Below are 18,466 nucleotides of genomic sequence, written 5' to 3'. Positions count from 1 at the left end.
CCAAGTCTCGCAGGTCGACGACGTCGGTGAGCAACGCCCGACGGCGGCCGCGCACCTGGGTGCGTGGCCGCCGTCGGGCGTGTGGTCGCCTCAGCCGTTGACCGGGGCGCCGAGCCGTTCCCGGACCGAGCGGGTCGCGGCGACGAGGTTCTCCAGCGAGGCGATCGTCTCCGGGTAGCCGCGGGTCTTCAGGCCGCAGTCGGGGTTCACCCAGAGCTTGCGCTCCCCGACCGAGGCCAGTGCCGCCGTCAGCAGGTCGGTGATCTCGGCCGTGCTCGGCACCCGCGGGGAGTGGATGTCGTACACGCCGGGGCCGATGCCGCGGGCGAACCCGGAGGAGTTGATGTCCGGCAGGATCTCCATCTTCGACCGCGCGGCCTCGATGGACGTCACGTCCGCGTCGAGGCCGTCGATCGCGCCGATGACCTCGCCGAACTCCGAGTAGCACAGGTGGGTGTGGATCTGGGTGGCGTCCGCCGCACCCGCGGTCGCGAGCCGGAACGAGGCCACCGACCAGTCCAGGTACGCACCCTGCGCGGCGCGGCGCAGCGGCAGCAGCTCCCGCAGCGCCGGCTCGTCGACCTGGACCACCTGGATGCCGGCCGCCTCGAGGTCGGCGATCTCGTCCCGGAGGGCAAGCGCGACCTGGTTCGCGGTGTCCGCGAGCGGCTGGTCGTCGCGCACGAAGGACCACGCGAGGATCGTCACCGGGCCGGTGAGCATGCCCTTGACAGGGTGGCTCGTGAGCGAGGCGGCGTGCCGGGACCAGTCCACCGTGATCGGCGCGGGCCGGGAGACGTCGCCCCAGAGGATGGACGGGCGGGTGCAGCGCGACCCGTAGGACTGGACCCAGCCGTTCTGCGTGACGGCGAACCCGTCGAGGTTCTCCGCGAAGTACTGGACCATGTCGTTGCGCTCGGGCTCGCCGTGCACGAGCACGTCCAGGCCGAGCTTCTCCTGCAGCTCGATCACGTGGGCGATCTCGGCGCGCATCGCCTCCGCGTACTGCTCGGCGGTGATCTCGCCCTTGCGCAGGCTGGCCCGGGCGACGCGGAGCTCGGACGTCTGCGGGAACGACCCGATCGTGGTCGTCGGCAGGGGCGGCAGGTCCAGCACCGCGTCCTGGGCGGCGACCCGTGCGTCGTAGGCGCCGCGGTGGAAGTCGGCGTCGGTGAGGCCGGCGGCGCGGTCCCGGACCTCCGGCACCACGACCCCGGGTGCACCGGCCCGGTCCGCGGCGACCTCGCGGGAGTGCGCGAACGCCTCGCCCGCCGCGTCCGGCCCGGCGGCCAGCGCGAGCACCTCGCCGACCTTCTCGTCGGCGAACGCGAGCCAGGACAGCAGTCGCTGCGGCAGGTCGGGCTCGTCGGAGGTGGTGTGCGGCACGTGGAACAGCGACGTCGAGGTGGACACGGCGACGTCGACGTCCGCTCCGAGGTCCGCGCGCAGCTGGGCCACGGCCGCGGCCGCGGCGTCCAGGTCGGTGCGCCAGATGTTGTGCCCGTCGACGACACCCGCCACGACGGTCCGGCCCGAGAGGGCGGTACGGACCGCGTCGTCGATCGCGGGTGCCTCGCCGCGCACGAGGTCCAGCCCGATGGCTTCGACGCCGGTGGCCGCGAGGTCCGCGAACCGCTCGCCGAGCGGGCCGTAGGGCGTGGCCACGAACAGGGCCGGCCGCTCCGGGCGGGCCAGGTCCACCGAGAGTGCCTGGTAGGCACGCCCGACGGCGGCGCTCACCTGCGCGGACGGCTCCGCCCAGGTGTCGCTCACCAGGGCCGGTTCGTCGAGCTGCACCCAGGTGGCGCCCGCCTCGGCGAACGCGCGGAGCCAGTCGGCGTACGCGACGAGCAGGTCGTCGAGCCGGGACAGCGGGGAGAATCCCTCGGGCGCCGACTCGCTCGGCTTGGCCAGCAGCAGGAACGTGACCGGGCCGACCAGCACGGGCCGGGTCACCACGCCGTCGGCCAGGGCGGCTGCGAACGCCGCCACGCTCGGGGTCTCGACGAGGCGGAACTCGGTGTCCGGTCCGATCTCCGGGACGAGGTAGTGGTAGTTGGAGTCGAACCACTTGGTCATCTCCAGCGGGGCCAGGTCACCCTCGCCCCGCGCGAGGGTGAACATGCCGGCGAGGTCGAGGGCGCCGTCGGGGCCGCGCAGGTGCGCGAACCGTTCCGGGATCGCGCCCAGGTGCGCGGCCACGGAGAGCACCTGATCGTAGAAGGTGAAGTCGGACGGGATGGAGGCGTCCTCGGTGCCGAGGCCGAGTCCGGCCAGGTTCGTCCGAGTGCGCTCGCGCAGGTCCCGGGCCACCGCGCCGAGCTCCGGCGCCGTGCTGCGGCCGGCCCAGAACGACTCGACGGCGCGCTTGAGCTCGCGGCGCGGCCCGATCCGGGGGTAGCCGAGGATGGTGGCGGCCGGGAACGCGGGGACGCCTTCGTGCACTGACATGGTGGTGCTCCTTCTGTCCAGGATTGCGGTTCGAGCAGGGTGAAACGACCCCCGTCGGCCGCGTGGGCCGATCGGTTGTCTCGAGTGCCGGGCCGGCCCGGTGCGCCCGCCGTCGCGGCGCACACCGGGTCAGGCCGGTGCGGTCACTGGGGGGAGGTGCCCCCCAGGGCAACTGTTGGGGCGAGTCCGGCCCGGTCGAGGAGATCGAGCGCGGCCTTCGACGAGTTGAACGTGTACAGGTGCAGTCCGGGAGCACCGGCCGCGAGGACGCCGTCGATCAGGTCCACGCTCGCGGTCAGACCCCGCTGGTACGCCTCGTCGGGGCTCGCGGCGGAGTCGAGGGAGTCCAGGAGCTGCTCCGGGACCCGGACCCCGGTGAGCTCCTCCAGGCGGCGCAGCCGCTTCGGGTCGGTGAGCGGGATGAGCCCGGGGATGATCGGGATCCGGACGCCACCGGCCCGCGCTGCGGACACCAGTTCGGCGTAGTGCGCCGGGTCGAAGAAGACCTGGGTGATCGCGAAGTCGGCGCCGGCATCCTGCTTCTCCAGCAGCGCGGCCACGTCGCTCGGGTCCACCACGGCCTGCCCGTCCGGCCCGTAGTCGCCGCCGGGGTAGGCCGCCACCGAGATGCTGACCAGGTCCGCCGGCCCGAGACGCGCTGCGACGACACTCCGCAGCAGGGCGACGAGCTGACTCGCCCGGGTCAGACCGTCCGGGTGCGGCTGCCAGTCCTCCTGGCCGGCCGGCGGGTCCCCACGCAGGGCGAGGAAGTCCCGGACGCCCTCGTCGAGCAGCCCGCTGATGTACTCGGTCAGGTCCGCCTCGGACGCCCCGACGCAGGTCAGGTGCGCTATCGGGGTCACGGGCGTGTCCCGCAGGATGGTGCAGATGAGGTCACGCGACGTCTGCCGGGTCGCCCCGGAGGCGCCGTAGGTCACCGAGAAGTAGTCCGGCCCGATCTGGGCCAGGTCCAGGACCGTCCGCTGCAGCGAGACCTCACCCTTGGGGGTGCGGGGTGGGTACAACTCGAACGAGATCGTGGGGCGCTCGCCAGGCGCCCGGTACAGACTCGCCGTGCTCATCGCAACGCCTCGTGCGCTGGTGTTGCCTTCATGTGAACTCCATCGACCCTGGCTTTAGCACCCTTCCCCTCGGGAGGCTTCCGTTGGGGGGTTGCTGCGGCGTCGACGAGCCAGGACTCTCGACCGCTCTGGATGGTGATTGGCTTCGATGGTACCCGGCCGACCCGCAATGCCGCGAGCGTTTCACCGACTGAGATTCATCCGGCTGACGCTCCACCCCACCCGGGCGTGCCACGACGCCCCGCCTCGCCGGACCGGCCCACCTGGAGGAGGATGCTCGGGCATGAGCGCGAACGGTGCCTCGACCGGCTACGGCACGGTCACGAAGGTGTTGCACTGGACGATGGCCGCGGCCATGGGCATCCAGTTCGTCCTCGGCTACTCGATCGACCGGTTCGACGACCTGCTCGAGTGGGCAGCCGACCTGTTCTTCGGTGGTGAGGACGAGTGGTGGATCGTGCCGCACGCCGTGCTCGGCACGGTGATCCTCCTGCTCGCGTGCGTGCGCGTGTGGTGGCGCCGCGTGGGCGGCCTGCCGGACTGGGCGCCCGGGCTCTCCGGAGCCGAGCGCCGCGTCGCGACCGCGGTCGAGCGCACCCTGTACGTGGCGATGTTCGCGATCCCGCTCACCGGCCTCGCCCTGCTGTTCGGGACCGACTCCGAGTGGGATGTCGGCCCCTACGAGTGGCCCGCACCGCTGCCCGTCGTCGACGACGACGCCGGGCTGATCGTGCACCTCGCGACACACGTCGTGTTCCTCCTGGCCCTGATCGCCCACGTCGGCCTGGTGCTCAAGCACCAGTTTCTGGACCGGGACCGGCTGCTCGACCGGATGCTGTGATCGCGGCGCGCCCGCGCACCTCGACCACGATGTCGGCCGGCGGGTGCATAGTCGGGAACAACGCCGAGTCAGGGCCGGGTCAGCGGAGTCAGCCGGGTCACCGCCGCCGGGTCACCGGCGGCCCGGCCTCCGGTCGCCGGCGGGAGGGAGCGCGAGGGATGAACGGACGAATCGCCCAGTTGCGTGAAGAACTGAGCCTGGCCGCCGCCCGGGCAGAGCGGGACGCCGTGCTCGGCCGCATCGCCGGGACCTGCGACGAGGACGACCTGCGGATGCGCGCCGGCGCCGGCGGTCTGGACGCCCGGGAGATGGCACTGCTGGACGACCTCGACGCGCTGGAGGATCTGATCGGCGCCTGAGCACCGCCGCCGCGTCCCGGGAGGATCATGCATCTCATGGCGAACACCACCGGAGCCGCCGTGCAGGTGCGCGGACTGCGGGTGATCCGCGGCGCCACCACGGCCCTGGACGGCGTGGACGTGGACGTCGCCGAGGGCCTCATCACCGGACTGCTCGGCCCGTCGGGCTCGGGCAAGACCACGCTGATCCGGTCGATCCTCGGCGTGCAGGTGACCACGGCCGGTTCCGTGACGGTGCTCGGCCATCCGGCCGGCAGTGCGCCGCTGCGGCGCGAGGTCGGCTACGTCACGCAGGCGCCGAGCGTCTATCCCGACCTCACGGTGGCGGAGAACCTGCGGTACTTCGCCCGGGTGCTCGGCGTCAACGACGCACGCGCCGACACCGACCGGGTGCTGGACGTGGTGGACCTGAGCCCGCAGCGTGGCCAGCTGACCGGCACGCTCTCCGGCGGCCAGGCCTCCCGGGTGAATCTTGCCGCTGCGCTGCTCGGCCGGCCGCGACTGGTGGTGCTCGACGAGCCGACCGTCGGCCTTGACCCGGTGCTCCGGGACTCCCTGTGGCACACCTTCGCCGACATCGCCGCGAGCGGTACCGCCGTGCTCGTCTCCTCGCATGTCATGGACGAGGCGATCCGCTGCGATCGCCTGGTGCTGCTGCGCGAGGGACGCGTCCTCGCGCAGGGCACCCCGGCCGACCTGCTGACCCGGACCGGCACGGACTCCGCGGAGCAGGCCTTCCTCGCCCTCGTGCGGGAGGGCCGGGCGCCGTGATCGCCACCGCCGCCCGGGTGCTGCGCCAGTTGCGGCATGACCCACGCACCGTCGCGATGATCCTCGTCGTCCCGTGCGTGCTGCTCACCCTGCTCTGGTGGATCTACGACGGCGGCCCGACGTTCACGAGCATCGGCCCCGCGCTGCTCGCCCTGTTCCCGATGATCATCATGTTCCTCATCACCTCGATCGCGACGCTTCGCGAGCGCCGGTCGGGCACCCTGGAGCGGCTGCTCACCCTGCCGCTGTCGAAGCTCTCCTTCCTCGGCGGCTACGCCCTGGCGTTCGGCGTGATGGCCACCGCGCAGGCGCTGCTCGCCTCGGCGCTCATGCTCGGCCCGCTCGGCCTCGAGGTACAGGGGCCGTGGGCGCTCCTGGTGCTGATCGCGGTGCTCGACTCCCTCCTCGGTGTGGCCCTCGGCCTGTTCGTGAGCGCGTTCGCGAACACCGAGTTCCAGGCCGTCCAGTTCATGCCGGCGATCGTGCTCCCCCAGGTACTGCTGTGCGGGCTGCTGGTCCCGCGCGCCGAGCTGCCCCGGTTCCTGGAGGTCGTCTCCAACGTCCTTCCGCTCTCCTACGCCGTCGACGCGATGAACGAGGTGGCCCGCGAGTCCGCACCCGACCTGGCTCCTCCGTTGGCCGTGCTGGTGGCCTTCATCGTCGGGATGCTCGCGCTCGGGTCCGCCACCCTGCGGCGACGGACTCCCTGAGGTCCGCCCAACCGGGCGGGGCGCTGGTTAGGCTGGCCGCGAACCCCCGAACCCGAAACCTGAGGATCAACCGTGCCCCAGAAGGTCCAGGGCGTCATCGCCCGCGCCAAGGATGCCCCCGTCGAACTGACGACGATCGTGATCCCCGATCCCGGCGTCGGGGAGGCGGTCGTGCGGATCCAGGCATGCGGCGTCTGCCACACCGACCTGCACTACCGCAACGGCGGCATCAACGACGAGTTCCCGTTCCTGCTCGGCCACGAGGCGGCCGGGATCGTCGAGGAGGTCGGACCGGGGGTCACCGAGGTGGCACCGGGCGACTACGTGATCCTGAACTGGCGGGCCGTGTGCGGCCAGTGCCGGGCCTGCCTGCGGGGCCGGCCGTGGTACTGCTTCGCGACCCACAACGCCACCCAGCGGATGACCCTCGAGGACGGGACCGAGCTCTCCCCCGCGCTCGGCATCGGCGCGTTCGCGGAGAAGACCCTGGTCGCCGCCGGGCAGTGCACCAAGGTGGACCCCGCGGCTGCCCCGGAGGCGGCCGGGCTGCTCGGCTGCGGCGTGATGGCAGGCATCGGGGCCGCCATCAACACCGGCGGCGTGACCCGTGGCGACACCGTCGCGGTGTTCGGCTGCGGCGGCGTCGGGGACGCCGCGATCATGGGCGCCGCGCTGGCCGGCGCGGGCACGATCATCGCCGTCGATGTCGAGGACACCAAGCTCGAGTGGGCCAAGGGTGCCGGCGCCACCCACACGGTGAACTCCTCGAGCACCGACCCGGTCGAGGCGATCCGCGAGCTGACCGGCGGCTTCGGCGCGGATGTGGTCATCGACGCCGTCGGCCGCCCGGAGACGTACAAGCAGGCGTTCTACGCCAGGGACCTGGCCGGCGTCGTGGTACTGGTCGGCGTGCCGAACCCGACGATGACGCTCGAGCTGCCACTCGCCGACGTGTTCGGCCGCGGTGGCGCCCTGAAGTCCTCCTGGTACGGCGACTGCCTGCCGAGCAGGGACTTCCCGATGCTGATCGACCTGTACCTGCAGGGCCGGCTCGACCTCGACGCGTTCGTGTCCGAACGGATCGGGCTGGGCGACATCGAGGCCGCATTCACGAAGATGCACGACGGCGCCGTACTGCGCAGCGTCGTGGTGCTGGAAGGAGCGACCGCATGAGTGCGACGAACGACAACCCCACCGGCACGCGCGTCGACAAGGTGGTCACCTCGGGCACGTTCTCGCTCGACGGCGGCACCTGGGCCGTCGACAACAACGTCTGGGTGGTCGGCGACGACACCGAGTGCGTCCTGATCGACGCCGCCCACGACGCCGACGCCATCATCGACGCCGTGGCCGGGCGCCAGGTGCGAGGCATCCTGCTCACCCACGCCCACGACGACCACATCGGGGTTGCCTGCCAGCTCGCCGGCGACTTCGGCACCCACACCTACCTGCATCCGGCGGACCGCGAACTCTGGGACCGGACCCACCCGGGCGTCGGCCCCGACTCCGACCTGACCGACGGCGACACGTTCACCATCGGCGACGTCAGCCTCGAGGTGCTGCACACGCCGGGTCACTCCCCCGGCTCGTGCAGCTTCCACAGCCCGGACCTCGGCGCGGTGTTCACCGGAGACACGCTGTTCCAGGGCGGTCCCGGCGCGACCGGGCGGTCCTTCTCGCACTTCCCGACGATCATCGACTCGATCACCGACCAGCTCCTGACCCTGCCGCCCACCACGGTGGTGCACACCGGCCACGGCGATGACACGACGATCGGCTCCGAGGCCCCGCACCGGCAGGAGTGGATCGACCGGGGGCACTGAGCTGGTCAGACCCGGTCCGGCACCGGTTGCGGCGCCGGCGGGCCGACGTAGCGCGAGGACGGGCGGATGATCTTGGAGTCCTCGCTCTGTTCCAGGATGTTGGCGGTCCAGCCGAGCACCCGCGCGGCGGCGAAGGTCGGAGTGAACAGGGCGCGCTCGAACCCGAGATGTTCCATCACGGCGCCCGCATACCACTCGAGGTTCGTGTGCAGGGCGCGGCCCGGCTTGTGCCGTTCGAGGAGTTCGGGGATCCGCTCCTCGACGGCGACCGCGAAGTCGATGCGTGGTCCTCCGAAGCCCTTGGCGACCCGCTTCAGCAGGGCCGAGCGCGGGTCCTCGGTGCGATACACCGGGTGCCCGAACCCCATGATCCGTCTCCCGGCCCGTAGCTGCTCGCTCACCCAGTCGTCGATGCGCTCGGGGGTGCCGATCTCGTCGAGGCTGTCCAGCGCCCGGCTGGGAGCGCCGCCGTGCAGCGGTCCGGACAGTGCGCCGAGCGCCCCGACGAGGCAGGACGCGGCGTCGGCACCGGTCGAGGCGATCACCCTGGCGGTGAAGGTGGAGGCGTTGAAGCCGTGGTCGATGGCCGCCACCAGATAGGCGGACAGCGCTGCGACGTGTGCCTGCTCGGCCTGCTCGCCGCGCAGCATGTACAGGTAGTTCGCCACCAGGCCGAGGTCCGGTCGGGGCTCGACCGGCCGGTCCCCGGCCCGAAGCCTGGCGAGCGCGGCGACGATCGTGGGTACCCGCGCGGCGAGGCCGATCAGGTCATCGCGGCGCTGCGCCCGGGTGAGGTCGTAGAGCGGTCGCAGGCCGCGCTGGGATCCCTCGAGGGCGAGTGCGGCCCGCAGGCCCGCGAGCGGGTCGGCCGGTCCGGCCGCCCGCGCGATGGCGGGAAGCAGCTCGGCGAGGTCCGGTCGCACCGGTGCCTCGGCGGCCACCTCGGCAGCGAACGCGTCACCCGCCGCGGCGTCGGGGAGCTCGCCGTCGAGCAGGAGCTTCCAGACGTCCTCGACGGGACGGGACCCGGCGAGCTCCGTGGCCGAGTACTGGCGGTAGTGATAGAAGCCCTCGTGGCCACGCACGTCACTGAGTCCGGTCTCGGTGACGACGACGTTCGTGAGCCCCCGAGGGACGGTGATCGGGGCATTGTCCATGCGTGACGGTGACTGCATCGGTTCCTCCTGTGACGATCGGGTAGCCTCACGAGACCACAGGCATTGATCACTGACCAATCAATGTTGATCGCATCAATATCGCGGAGGCATCGTGTCCGAGCCGCTGCCGCGCCTGACCACGGCGCAGGCCGCCGCACGCCTGGGCGTGAAGCCGACGACCCTCTACGCCTACGTCTCGCGCGGGCTCATCGGGAGCACCCGGGCGGAGACCGGTGGCGGCTCGACGTTCGATGCGCTCGACGTGGAGCAACTGGCCGCGACGAGGCGGCGCGGACGGGAGGGTGCGGCTCCCGATCACGGCCGCGGTCGCCCGCTGATGGTCCTCGACTCCCCGCTCACCCTCATCGAGGACGACGAGCTGTACTACCGCGGACGCAGGGCGACGGACCTTGCCAGGACCGTCGGTCTCGAGGCCGCGATCGACCTCCTCTGGGCGCAGACCGCGGCTACGGCCGGCGGCCGGGGCTGCCACGCCGGTGCCGAGGTGATCGGCCCGGCCCGTGCCGCCGGCGACCTCCTCGGGCCGGCAGCCCGGCTGATCGACCGGATGCAGCTGAGCGTGGTGATCGCCGGCTCGCACGACCCGCTCCGCACCGACCTCGCGCCGGACGCCGTCCACTCCGCCGGGCGGCGCCTCATCGCCACGATGGTCGACGCCCTTCCCGACCTCGGACCGGCCGCCCCCGGTTCGGCGTCACTGGCGCAGCGACTCTGGCCGAAACTGACGGCCTCGACCAGCACCCCGGCCGATCTGGCTCTCCTGGACGCGACGCTCGTCCTGTGCCTGGACCACGACCTGGCCACGGCGACGCTCGCCGCGCGCGTCGCGGCCTCCGCCCGTGCGCATCCCTACGCCGCGATCGCCTGCGCCCTGTCCGCGTTCGACAGCGCCATGCACGGGTCTGCTCCGTCCGCGGCGACCCAGATGCTCCGGGATGCGGCCGAGGGTCCGCCGGACCGAGCGATCGCCGGGCAGGCCGCCCGCGGTCGCGGCATCCCGGGCTTCGGACATGTGCTGTACCGCCACACCGATCCGAGGGCGGCGTACCTACTGGGCCGGATGTCGACCATGAACCGTTACGCCGCCGCGATCCGAGCGGCACGAGAGCTGGTCGCGATGGTCGGGCCGCGCACCGGCCGGCCCGTCAACGTCGATCTGGCGTTGGCGGTCCTGGCCGTGGGAGCGGAGATGGGCGACGACGCCGGGCAGGCGATCTTCGCCGTCGCCCGAACGGCCGGGTGGCTCGCGCACGTGGTGGACGAGTACGGCCATAAGCCGCTGCGGCTGCGACCGGAGTCGGCCTACGTCGGGCCGCGACCCGAGTGAGCCGGCCGCCTGAGGACGATACCCGCGAGGGTGCCCCGCGCGGACCCCAAGTAGCATCGGGGCGCGGCCGACGGAGGGTGGAACATCATGGAGTTTCGTGCAGCGCGTGATGATTCCGACGAGGTGCTCGTCGCAGTCGAGGGCTCGCTCGGTCGGCTCCGCCTGAACCGGCCGCGCGCGATCAACGCCCTGACGCCGGGCATGATCTGCACGCTCACGAATCTGCTGGAGGACTGGGCCGGCGACGAGCGGATCACCGCGGTCGCCCTCGAGGGCGCCGGGGACCGCGGACTGTGTTCCGGCGCGGACGTCCGCGCGATCCGCGCCGGCCTGCTCGACGGCACCCTGGACGCCGCCGGCTTCTTCCGCGCGGAGTACGCCCTCAACGCGCTGATCTCCGACTATCCCAAGCCGTACGTGGCGTTCATGGACGGGATCGTGATGGGCGGCGGCATCGGGGTGTCGGCACACGGCTCGTTGCGGCTGGTCACCGAACGCACCCGGATCGCGATGCCCGAGACCGGGATCGGCCTGTTCCCGGACGTCGGTTCGTTGTTCCTCCTGTCCCGGGCGCCGGGCGAGCTCGGCACCCACTGTGCGCTCACCGGCAGCCAGGCCGGTGGCGCGGACGCGATCGCGGTCGGGTTCGCCGACACCCTCGTCGACTCCGGGTCGTGGCCGACGATCGTCGCCCGGCTTGCCTCCGGCGAGGACCTCGAGGCAACCGTCGGCCAGAACGCGCCGGCCGCTCCCTCGACGGCCGAGCGGGGCTGGATCGACCGCTGCTACGCCGGGGACGACCCGGTCGCGATCCTCGAGGCACTCCGCGGGGCTCCCGAACCCGCCGCCCGCGAGGCCGGTGACGTCCTGGCCACGCGGTCCCCGCTGTCCGTCGCGGTGACGCTGGCGGCGATCAGAGGGGCAGCCGAACTCGGCTCGGTCACCGAGGTGCTCGCCCAGGACCTCCGCGTCGCGACCGCGATCACCGCCGCTCCGGACTTCGTCGAGGGTGTCCGGGCCGTGCTGGTCGACAAGGACCACCAGCCGCGCTGGCAGCACGCGTCGCTCTCCGAGGTGGACGGCACCGCGGTACGCGCGATGGTCGCCGGAGCCTGAGCCGGTCAACACCCACGCCGATGCCCGGACGGCTTCACCGTCGGCTCCGCACCGTAGGCTCTACGACCATGGCCACCCTCCTCCTCGTTCGTCACGGCCGCACCACTGCGAACGCGAGCGGTGTGCTCGCGGGCAGGACGCCCGGCGTCGAGCTCGACGAGACCGGCCGTGCCCAGGCCCGCAGCACCGGGGAGCGGCTGGCTCCGGTGCCACTCGTCGGCGTCGTCACCAGCCCGATGCTGCGCTGCGAGCAGACCACCCAGGCGATCCTCGACGCGCGGTCGTCGAACCCGGGGGTGTGGACCGACGCGGCCCTGACCGAGTGCGACTACGGGCAGTGGCAGGGCCTGACGCTGAAGGACCTCGTCAAGGACGACCTGTGGCCGATCGTGCAGCGGCAGCCGTCCGCGGTGACCTTCCCCGGCGGGGAGTCCATGGCGGCCATGCAGGCACGCGCCGTCACCGCAGTCCGGCAGCGCGACGCCGCGTTCGAGGCGGAGCACGGCCCGGGGGCGGTCTGGGTGGCCGTGAGCCACGGGGACCTCATCAAGTCCGTCCTCGCCGATGCCCTCGGCATGCACCTCGACCTGTTCCAGCGGATCAACGTCGGGCCCGCCTCCGTGTCGATCGTGCAGTACACCCCGACCCGTCCGAACGTGGTCGCCGTCAACACCGACGGCGGCGATCTGGCCTGGCTCGCGAAGTCCAGCACCACGACCGCGGCCGAGGCTGCGGTCGGTGGTGGCGCAGGTACGGACGCGGGCTCCGGCCACTCCACCTCGACACGCTCGTAGCATGGAGTCATGACTCCTCTCGTCCACGGATTCGACTGGCCCGACCGCTTCGTCGTGGGCACCGTCGGCCAGCCCGGCGCGCGCACGTTCTACCTGCAGGCCCGCGCGGGGTCGCAACTCGTCAGCGTGGCGCTCGAGAAGGAACAGTCCGCCGCGCTCGCCCTCAAGATCGATGAGGTGCTGGACCGGCTGATGGCCGAGGACGGCAACCCGTTCAGCGTGCCCGAGAAGGCTCCGGAGGGCCTCCTCGACCACGAGCCCCTGGACGAGCCGGTCGAGGAGCGGTTCCGCGTCGGCACGATGAGCCTCGGCTGGGACCCGACCACCGCCCAGATCGTGATCGAGGCGCTCCCGCTGGCCGGCTCCGAGGACGAGGAGGCCCTCGAGGAGTTCGACCCCGAGGACTTCGAGCCCGAGGAGGTCCTCCAGGTCCGGATCCCCGTCGGATCGGCTCGGGTGTTCGCGTCCCGGGCCCGGGAGATGGTCGGCGCCGGCCGGCCGATCTGCCCGCTCTGCGGAGCCCCGATCGAGGGCGACGAGCACGTCTGCACCCTGCCCGACTCCTTCACATGAGCGAGGTGTCCACCGGCGAGGCCGACGTCGGCAGGCTCGCGGACGGCGAGCTCGAACTCGTCGGCCGGATCCGGCAGGCCTCGAACGCCACGTTCGTCGGCCGGATCGAGGGCGTGCGTGTCGTCTACAAGCCCGTCGCCGGCGAGCGCCCGCTCTGGGACTTCCCCGACGGCACGCTGGCGCGGCGCGAGGTGGCCGCCCACGCGTTGTCGGAGTCGTTCGGGTGGGACGTGGTCCCCAGGACCTGGCTGCGCGACGGCCCGCTCGGGCACGGGATGGTGCAGGTGTGGTGCGAGCCCGACCCTGCGCAGGACCCGGTGGACCTGGTCCCGGCCGACGCGGTCCCCGAGGGGTGGCTCCACGTCTTCGACGGCCTTGACGCCGATGACCGCATCGTGTCCCTGATCCACGAGGACTCGGCGGCACTGCGCCGGATGGCGGTCTTCGACATCGTCGCGAACAACGCTGACCGCAAGGGCGGTCACATCCTCCCGACGGCGGCCGGCCACCGGTACGGCGTGGACCACGGGCTCACCTTCCACACCGAGCACAAGCTCCGCACCGTCCTGTGGGGCTGGCTCGGCAAGGGCCTCGATCCCGACGAGGTGGCCGGTGTCGAACGCGTCCGCGCGAGCCTGGCCGGCGACCTCGGCGCCCTCCTCGGCGAGCTGCTCACCCCCGAGGAGGTGGAAGCGACCGTGCAGCGGTGCGACGCCCTGCTGGCGCAGGCCCACTTCCCCGCACCGAGTGGGGAGATGCCCGCGGTCCCGTGGCCGCCGTTCTGACCCCTGGCTCCGCCCGGTCGAGGCGCCGGAGTTCGGCGTGCCCGCGGGCGCTTAGTACCTGCGCGATGTGCTCCTCGATCCCCCGTCCTCGCGCTCGCGTCCGGCGAGGCTACTCCGCCGCCGGCACGAACCCCGAGGTGAACGCGACGACCACGGCCTGGGTGCGGTCCCGGACGCCGAGCTTGGCGAGCACGTTGCCCACGTGGGTCTTGACCGTCTCGACACCGAGATAGAGCTCGCCGGCGATCTCCGCGTTGGACCTGCCGGCGGCCATCAGCCGCAGCACCTCGCCCTCACGGTCGGTGAGGCCCGCTCCGGACAGGCCGTCCGCCGTCGGGCTCTGCCGGCCGCGCGCCAGCCGGCGCAGCGCCCGCGGGAACAGCACCGACTCCCCGCGCGCGACCACCCGGATCGCATCCAGGACCTCCTCCGGCCGGGCCCGCTTGAGCAGGAAGCCACTCGCCCCGGCGAGGAGCGCGTCGAAGACGTAGTCGTCGTTCTCGAACGTGGTCACGACGATCACGCGCGGCCCGCCGCCCGCGCGCTCACCGCGTTCGACGACCGCCCGGGTCGCGTCGATACCGTTCACGCGCGGCATCCGCACGTCCATCAGGACCACGTCCGGGGCATGACGGGCGACGGCGTCCGGCACGTCGGCGCCGTCGCCCGCCTCGGCGACGACGGTCAGGTCGTCCTCGCCGTCGACGATGATGCGCAGGCCGGTGCGCACGAGGGCCTCGTCGTCGACGATCAGGACGCGGGTCGGGTCGGGCGGTTCAGTCATCGGCGTGCTCCAGAGGTGGGTCGGTCAACGGCAGTGCTGCGATGAGGCGCCAGGTTCCGTGGGTCACGACCCCGGTGCCCGTACGGTCGGGCCCGGGCTCTTTCGGGGCAGGGCCGGCGCGCAGGGTGCCGCCGACGAGGGTGAGGCCCTCGCGCAGGCCGGCGAGCCCACGACCACCGGCGCGGCCGCCCGGGTCCGGGACGGTGCTGGTCACGCGGTTCGTGATCTCGACCCGGACCTCCTCGCCCGGGCGGGTGACGGCGATCGTCACCGGGTCCGCGCCGTGCCGAAGGGCGTTCGTGAGTCCTTCGCGGATGACGGCGTACGCCTCCCGGCCGACCACGAGCGGTATGCCGTCGAGCGCCTGGGGCAGGTCCAGGCGGACGTCCCGCCCGGTCAGCCGGGCCCGCTCGACGAGTTCCGCGGCCCCGGCCAGGGTGGGCACGGGTGCTCGCTCACGAGCGTCGTCGGCATCCGTACGGAGCAGGCCGAGCACCCGGTCCAGGTCGGCGACGGCGGCCCGGCCGGTCTCCTCGATCGCGGCGAGCGCCGTGCGCGCGACCTCGGTGCCGCCGACCGGGTCCCGGTCGAGCGCCCGAGCGGCGGCGGCGGCCTGGAGCGTGGTGATGGTCAGCGCGTGCCCGACCGAGTCGTGCAGGTCGCGTGCGAGCCGGTTGCGTTCGGCGAGGGTCCGCGCCTCGAGCTCGAGGGTCGCGATCCGCTCCGCGGCGGACGGGCCCAGCAGCCGCGGCGCCAGGACGCGCAGCACCGCACCACCCAGGTAGTAGGCCGCGCCGGCGGCCGCCAGCATGAGTACCCCGATGACGATGGCGAACGGCCAGGGCACGTCGGCGAAGATGCCGAGCAGCTGGCCCATCACGAGGCCATCGGCGGAGGTCCGCAGGATCAGGACGATGCCCACGGGCACGGCGGAGAGCAGCACCATGGTGGCGGCGGCCCCCACGAGCAGGTGGGCCGTGTACCAGAGCGCGCCCCGCCAGCGGGCCTCGTTGGACACCGGGCCGACCGGCAGCGGCACGTCCACGTCCAGGAACGCGCGCACGGCCTGGATCTCCAGGGTCCGGACGCCGAGCAGCACGGGTGGGCTCAGCGCGATCACTGCCGCCACGGCCACAAGGATCCAGATGATCACCGGCGGCAGGCTAGGGTCGCCGAGCATCTGCATGAACCCCGTGACGAGCACCGCGTAGGCGCCGAACATCAGGCCGCCGATGACGCAGAACACGGCCCGCCGGGCGGTCGTCTCCGCCAGCAGTCGCACGTGTCCCATGGACTCGAGTCTGGCAGGGCCACCCCCCGCGGCGCCTCCCCCGCGGGAGTGGTCGGAGTCAGTCCAACGGGAGCAGCCGGATCAGCACGCCCCGGTGGTCGGTACCCGGGACCTCCACGACGGCGCCCGCCGTCACCTCGAAGTCGGCCGGATCGATCAGGACGTGATCGATCGTGGTGCCGAGCAGGGCCGGCATCCGCACCGGGTAGGTGGACACACCGCCGATCCCGGCGAGCACCGAGGCGTCCACGCAGGGCGCGATGGCACGCATCGAGGCGTGGTCGAGGGTGGCGTTGAAGTCACCCGCGACGATGCCGCCGGGCGTCTGCGCGCACAACGGTGCGACGTCGGCCACCTCGTCGCGCCACGTCTGCAGCGACTGCGGCCGGGCGAACGCGGAACGGATCCCGGGCGGGGACCGCGGGTGCACTGCCGTGATGGCCGGGCCGTCACCGTTCACCGGGACGATCCGCACCACGCTGCGCTCCGTGGAGGCGACCTCCGCGTACTCGCCCAACCGCTCGCTGACGAGGATGCCCGTGCCGTCCGGCTGGGACAGCTCGCGGGTGCCCGCGAACACCTCGAACCGGTCCCCCTCGGCCGCGAGCGCCGCCGCGATCTCCTCGAGCACGTCCGCCCCGGACTCGGGCAGGACCAGCACGTCCACGGCCGCCGCACGGACGAGGGCCACGAGGTCGGTCGTGTTCGCGGCTCCACCACGGACGTTCAGGTTCAGGATCGTGATCTCGTCCGCGGCCTCGGTCGCGGACGCCGGGACGTCACCGGCGCTCAGCCCGCGCGAGGCCAGCACGGCGCCATGCCCCGCGGCCGCCAGCGCGAAGACGACGACGACGCTGATCAGCCTCGGCGCACCCCCGCGCCAGCGGTGGACCCCGGCCGCGAGCAGGCCGGTCGGGACCGCGGCGACCGCGAACCCCAGGACGAGCCACGGTCGCAGGGCGATGAACTGGGTCGCACCGTTCACCGTGGACAGATTCATCCCGGCTGCGCCGAGCCGCGCCGGGTCAAGGGTCGCGGCGACCGCGACCGTGAGGAGGGCGACGGCGATCCACCCGAGTATGCGCATGGCTCGATGATCGGCCACGGCTAGGGGCCAACGGGCGCGAATGGGTCGATGGCCCACAGACCTTCACGCGACCCGACCAATCACTGCGCCACCTGCCCGGCGACGGCGGCGCCGGACTGCTCGGCCGCCCTCAGCGCGGTGCGGAGGCGACGGCCCGGCTCAGGGTCGTGCGGGCTCCACCTGCTCGTCGAGGTCGTCGAGCTCGGCGAGGACCGGCGCCGGCACGGCGGCGGTGCTCGTGCTCGCCCATCCGCGGCGGACCGCGAGCAGCAGCACCCCGGAGATGGTGATCACGCCGAACATCACCCCGGCCATCGCCGTCGGGCCTCCCCCGAAGAGGCTGCTCACGGGCGAGATCAGCGCACCCATCACGAAGCCCATCGCGCCGTTCAGGGCCGCCGCGGAGCCGGCCCGGTGACCGTTGTGCTCCAGCACGATCGCGGGCACGGACGGCATCACGAACCCGACGGTGCCCAGCGTCGGGACGAGCAGCGCGACGAGCGGGAGCAGGCCGGAACCGTGCGCGGAGACGGTCGAGGCCACCACGAACAGGGCGATCGAGAGCACCCAACCGACAGCGATCGCCGTCGTCACGATCCGTTCCGGGCGGAACCGGGAGACCAGGGCGCCGTTGATCTGCGACCCGATCGTGACGGCGAGCGCGCCGGCGCCGAAGATGTACCCGAACTCGCTCGCGCTCAGCTGGAAGCCCTCCTGGAACACGAACGTCGAGGACGCCACGTAGGCGAACATCGCACCCATGTAGAACGCACCCATCAGCACCACGCCGATGAAGGACCAGTCGGTGACGAGGGACCGGTAGGACGCCAGCGCGGCACGGGTCCCGCCCGTGCGGCGGGCCGCGCGGGGCAGGGTCTCCTTCAGGAAGAACGCGGCGAGCACGAACAGCATCACCCCGAACAGGGCGAGCACGCCGAACATCGTGCGCCAGGACCCGAACCGCAGGATCTGCGCGCCGATCGTTGGCGCGAGGATCGGCGCCACGCCCACCACGAGCATCAGCCGGGAGATCACTCGGCTCATCCCGATCCCGGAGTAGGAGTCACGCACCACGGCCATGGCGAGCACCATGCCCGCGGCGCCGCTGAGCCCCTGCACCACGCGCGCCACGGTGAGCAGCTCGATCGAGCCGATCCCGATGATGGCGACCGACGTCACGACGTACACCGCCAGTGCGATCAGCAGCGGCCGCCGTCGCCCATAGGCGTCCGAGAGCGAGCCGAGCAGCAGCTGACCGACCGCGAGGCCGGCGAGGGTCGCGGTCATGGTCAGCTGCACCCGCGCGTCGGTGGTGCCGAGCTCGGTCACGATCTGGGGGAACGCAGCGAGGTAGAGATCGATGGTGAGCGGGCCGATGGCCGTCAGCGCGGCCAGCAGCAGCACGAACGAAGCACTGATCCGCTCGCGGGTTGGCGCGGGGAGGGTCATGGAGGAGCCAACGGGGCCGCGCGGGGTGTTTGTTCCCGCGCCGGG

The 18,466-nt window shown here is 72.6% G+C and carries 18 protein-coding genes and 1 riboswitch; of the genes, 11 read left to right on the top strand and 7 right to left on the bottom strand.

What is annotated here, in order from left to right; translation table 11 throughout:
• Window positions 1-90: 90 nt before the first annotated feature.
• Window positions 91-2,451 (bottom strand): 5-methyltetrahydropteroyltriglutamate--homocysteine S-methyltransferase, encoded by a 2,361-nt coding sequence (gene metE, locus GKS42_RS01320; protein WP_154792206.1) that lies wholly within the window; start codon window positions 2,449-2,451, stop codon window positions 91-93.
• 143 nt (window positions 2,452-2,594) lie between these two features.
• A complete protein-coding gene (locus GKS42_RS01315) occupies window positions 2,595-3,533 on the bottom strand; it encodes a methylenetetrahydrofolate reductase (protein WP_154792205.1) in 939 nt (312 codons plus the stop codon).
• A 36-nt stretch (window positions 3,534-3,569) separates the two neighbouring features.
• Window positions 3,570-3,672: riboswitch (SAM riboswitch) on the bottom strand.
• A 144-nt stretch (window positions 3,673-3,816) separates the two neighbouring features.
• Between GKS42_RS01315 and GKS42_RS01310 the strand changes: the two genes are divergently transcribed.
• The 6 genes from GKS42_RS01310 to GKS42_RS01285 all read left to right on the top strand — a co-directional run bounded on the left by GKS42_RS01310 (window position 3,817) and on the right by GKS42_RS01285 (window position 8,037).
• Window positions 3,817-4,374, top strand: a complete 558-nt coding sequence (locus GKS42_RS01310; protein WP_168217697.1) for a cytochrome b — start codon at window positions 3,817-3,819, stop codon at window positions 4,372-4,374.
• Window positions 4,375-4,532: 158 nt separating this feature from the next.
• On the top strand, window positions 4,533-4,733 hold the full coding sequence (locus tag GKS42_RS01305) for a hypothetical protein (RefSeq protein ID WP_154792203.1): 201 nt from the start codon (window positions 4,533-4,535) through the stop codon (window positions 4,731-4,733).
• A 36-nt stretch (window positions 4,734-4,769) separates the two neighbouring features.
• Window positions 4,770-5,504, top strand: a complete 735-nt coding sequence (locus GKS42_RS01300) for an ABC transporter ATP-binding protein (RefSeq protein ID WP_154792202.1) — start codon at window positions 4,770-4,772, stop codon at window positions 5,502-5,504.
• Window positions 5,501-6,214 carry an ABC transporter permease gene (locus tag GKS42_RS01295; protein WP_154792201.1) on the top strand — a complete coding sequence of 238 codons (714 nt, stop codon included), beginning with the start codon at window positions 5,501-5,503 and terminating at the stop codon, window positions 6,212-6,214. The genes GKS42_RS01300 and GKS42_RS01295 overlap by 4 nt, the downstream gene beginning before the upstream one ends.
• 72 nt (window positions 6,215-6,286) lie before the next feature.
• Window positions 6,287-7,387 (top strand): S-(hydroxymethyl)mycothiol dehydrogenase, encoded by a 1,101-nt coding sequence (locus GKS42_RS01290; protein WP_154792200.1) that lies wholly within the window; start codon window positions 6,287-6,289, stop codon window positions 7,385-7,387.
• On the top strand, window positions 7,384-8,037 hold the full coding sequence (locus tag GKS42_RS01285) for an MBL fold metallo-hydrolase (RefSeq protein WP_154792199.1): 654 nt from the start codon (window positions 7,384-7,386) through the stop codon (window positions 8,035-8,037). The genes GKS42_RS01290 and GKS42_RS01285 overlap by 4 nt, the downstream gene beginning before the upstream one ends.
• Window positions 8,038-8,042: 5 nt before the next feature.
• Here the strand turns inward: GKS42_RS01285 and GKS42_RS01280 are convergent, their stop codons facing one another.
• Window positions 8,043-9,212 carry a citrate synthase gene (locus GKS42_RS01280; RefSeq protein WP_154792198.1) on the bottom strand — a complete coding sequence of 390 codons (1,170 nt, stop codon included), beginning with the start codon at window positions 9,210-9,212 and terminating at the stop codon, window positions 8,043-8,045.
• A gap of 94 nt (window positions 9,213-9,306) precedes the next feature.
• On the opposite strand from GKS42_RS01280, the gene GKS42_RS01275 reads away from it, so the two are divergent.
• The 5 genes from GKS42_RS01275 (at window position 9,307) to GKS42_RS01255 (ending at window position 13,810) form a co-directional block, all read left to right on the top strand.
• Entirely contained in the window at window positions 9,307-10,542 is a 1,236-nt protein-coding gene (locus GKS42_RS01275) for a citrate synthase (protein WP_154792197.1), read from the top strand.
• A gap of 87 nt (window positions 10,543-10,629) precedes the next feature.
• The gene (locus GKS42_RS01270; protein WP_154792196.1) at window positions 10,630-11,658 is read left to right on the top strand and encodes a 3-hydroxyisobutyryl-CoA hydrolase; all 1,029 of its coding nucleotides are present in this window, start codon (window positions 10,630-10,632) and stop codon (window positions 11,656-11,658) included.
• A gap of 68 nt (window positions 11,659-11,726) precedes the next feature.
• The gene (locus tag GKS42_RS01265) at window positions 11,727-12,452 is read left to right on the top strand and encodes a histidine phosphatase family protein (RefSeq protein WP_154792195.1); all 726 of its coding nucleotides are present in this window, start codon (window positions 11,727-11,729) and stop codon (window positions 12,450-12,452) included.
• A gap of 9 nt (window positions 12,453-12,461) precedes the next feature.
• Window positions 12,462-13,025: a DUF3090 domain-containing protein gene (locus GKS42_RS01260; RefSeq protein WP_154792194.1), complete on the top strand. Its 564-nt coding sequence runs from the start codon at window positions 12,462-12,464 to the stop codon at window positions 13,023-13,025.
• Window positions 13,022-13,810, top strand: a complete 789-nt coding sequence (locus GKS42_RS01255) for an SCO1664 family protein (RefSeq protein WP_154792193.1) — start codon at window positions 13,022-13,024, stop codon at window positions 13,808-13,810. Before GKS42_RS01260 ends, GKS42_RS01255 begins: the two co-directional genes overlap by 4 nt.
• A gap of 109 nt (window positions 13,811-13,919) precedes the next feature.
• On the opposite strand, the gene GKS42_RS01250 is transcribed toward GKS42_RS01255, so the two are convergent.
• The 4 genes from GKS42_RS01250 to GKS42_RS01235 form a co-directional block, all read right to left on the bottom strand.
• Window positions 13,920-14,594: a response regulator gene (locus tag GKS42_RS01250; protein WP_154792192.1), complete on the bottom strand. Its 675-nt coding sequence runs from the start codon at window positions 14,592-14,594 to the stop codon at window positions 13,920-13,922.
• The gene (locus GKS42_RS01245; RefSeq protein WP_154792191.1) at window positions 14,587-15,885 is read right to left on the bottom strand and encodes a sensor histidine kinase; all 1,299 of its coding nucleotides are present in this window, start codon (window positions 15,883-15,885) and stop codon (window positions 14,587-14,589) included. Before GKS42_RS01245 ends, GKS42_RS01250 begins: the two co-directional genes overlap by 8 nt.
• 58 nt (window positions 15,886-15,943) lie before the next feature.
• A complete protein-coding gene (locus tag GKS42_RS01240; protein ID WP_154792190.1) occupies window positions 15,944-16,972 on the bottom strand; it encodes an endonuclease/exonuclease/phosphatase family protein in 1,029 nt (342 codons plus the stop codon).
• 159 nt (window positions 16,973-17,131) lie between these two features.
• Complete coding sequence (locus GKS42_RS01235) at window positions 17,132-18,421, bottom strand: multidrug effflux MFS transporter (RefSeq protein WP_154792189.1); 1,290 nt, start codon at window positions 18,419-18,421, stop codon at window positions 17,132-17,134.
• Window positions 18,422-18,466 lie beyond the last annotated feature (45 nt).

The sequence above is a fragment of the Occultella kanbiaonis genome, assembly GCF_009708215.1.
Taxonomy (GTDB): Bacteria; Actinomycetota; Actinomycetes; order Actinomycetales; family Beutenbergiaceae; genus Occultella; species Occultella kanbiaonis.
The sequence above is the reverse complement of the archived record's forward strand: the minus strand, read 5'-3'. Positions and strand labels throughout refer to the sequence as shown.

Bases quoted from the DNA above. Each gene is read 5' to 3' on its own strand.
- metE (WP_154792206.1), bottom strand. From the start codon at position 2,451: ATGTCAGTGCACGAAGGCGTCCCCGCGTTCCCGGCCGCCACCATCCTC.
- GKS42_RS01315 (WP_154792205.1), bottom strand. From the start codon at position 3,533: ATGAGCACGGCGAGTCTGTACCGGGCGCCTGGCGAGCGCCCCACGATC.
- GKS42_RS01310 (WP_168217697.1), top strand. From the start codon at position 3,817: ATGAGCGCGAACGGTGCCTCGACCGGCTACGGCACGGTCACGAAGGTG.
- GKS42_RS01305 (WP_154792203.1), top strand. From the start codon at position 4,533: ATGAACGGACGAATCGCCCAGTTGCGTGAAGAACTGAGCCTGGCCGCC.
- GKS42_RS01300 (WP_154792202.1), top strand. From the start codon at position 4,770: ATGGCGAACACCACCGGAGCCGCCGTGCAGGTGCGCGGACTGCGGGTG.
- GKS42_RS01285 (WP_154792199.1), top strand. From the start codon at position 7,384: ATGAGTGCGACGAACGACAACCCCACCGGCACGCGCGTCGACAAGGTG.
- GKS42_RS01280 (WP_154792198.1), bottom strand. From the start codon at position 9,212: ATGCAGTCACCGTCACGCATGGACAATGCCCCGATCACCGTCCCTCGG.
- GKS42_RS01270 (WP_154792196.1), top strand. From the start codon at position 10,630: ATGGAGTTTCGTGCAGCGCGTGATGATTCCGACGAGGTGCTCGTCGCA.
- GKS42_RS01265 (WP_154792195.1), top strand. From the start codon at position 11,727: ATGGCCACCCTCCTCCTCGTTCGTCACGGCCGCACCACTGCGAACGCG.
- GKS42_RS01260 (WP_154792194.1), top strand. From the start codon at position 12,462: ATGACTCCTCTCGTCCACGGATTCGACTGGCCCGACCGCTTCGTCGTG.
- GKS42_RS01255 (WP_154792193.1), top strand. From the start codon at position 13,022: ATGAGCGAGGTGTCCACCGGCGAGGCCGACGTCGGCAGGCTCGCGGAC.
- GKS42_RS01250 (WP_154792192.1), bottom strand. From the start codon at position 14,594: ATGACTGAACCGCCCGACCCGACCCGCGTCCTGATCGTCGACGACGAG.
- GKS42_RS01245 (WP_154792191.1), bottom strand. From the start codon at position 15,885: ATGGGACACGTGCGACTGCTGGCGGAGACGACCGCCCGGCGGGCCGTG.
- GKS42_RS01240 (WP_154792190.1), bottom strand. From the start codon at position 16,972: ATGCGCATACTCGGGTGGATCGCCGTCGCCCTCCTCACGGTCGCGGTC.
- GKS42_RS01235 (WP_154792189.1), bottom strand. From the start codon at position 18,421: ATGACCCTCCCCGCGCCAACCCGCGAGCGGATCAGTGCTTCGTTCGTG.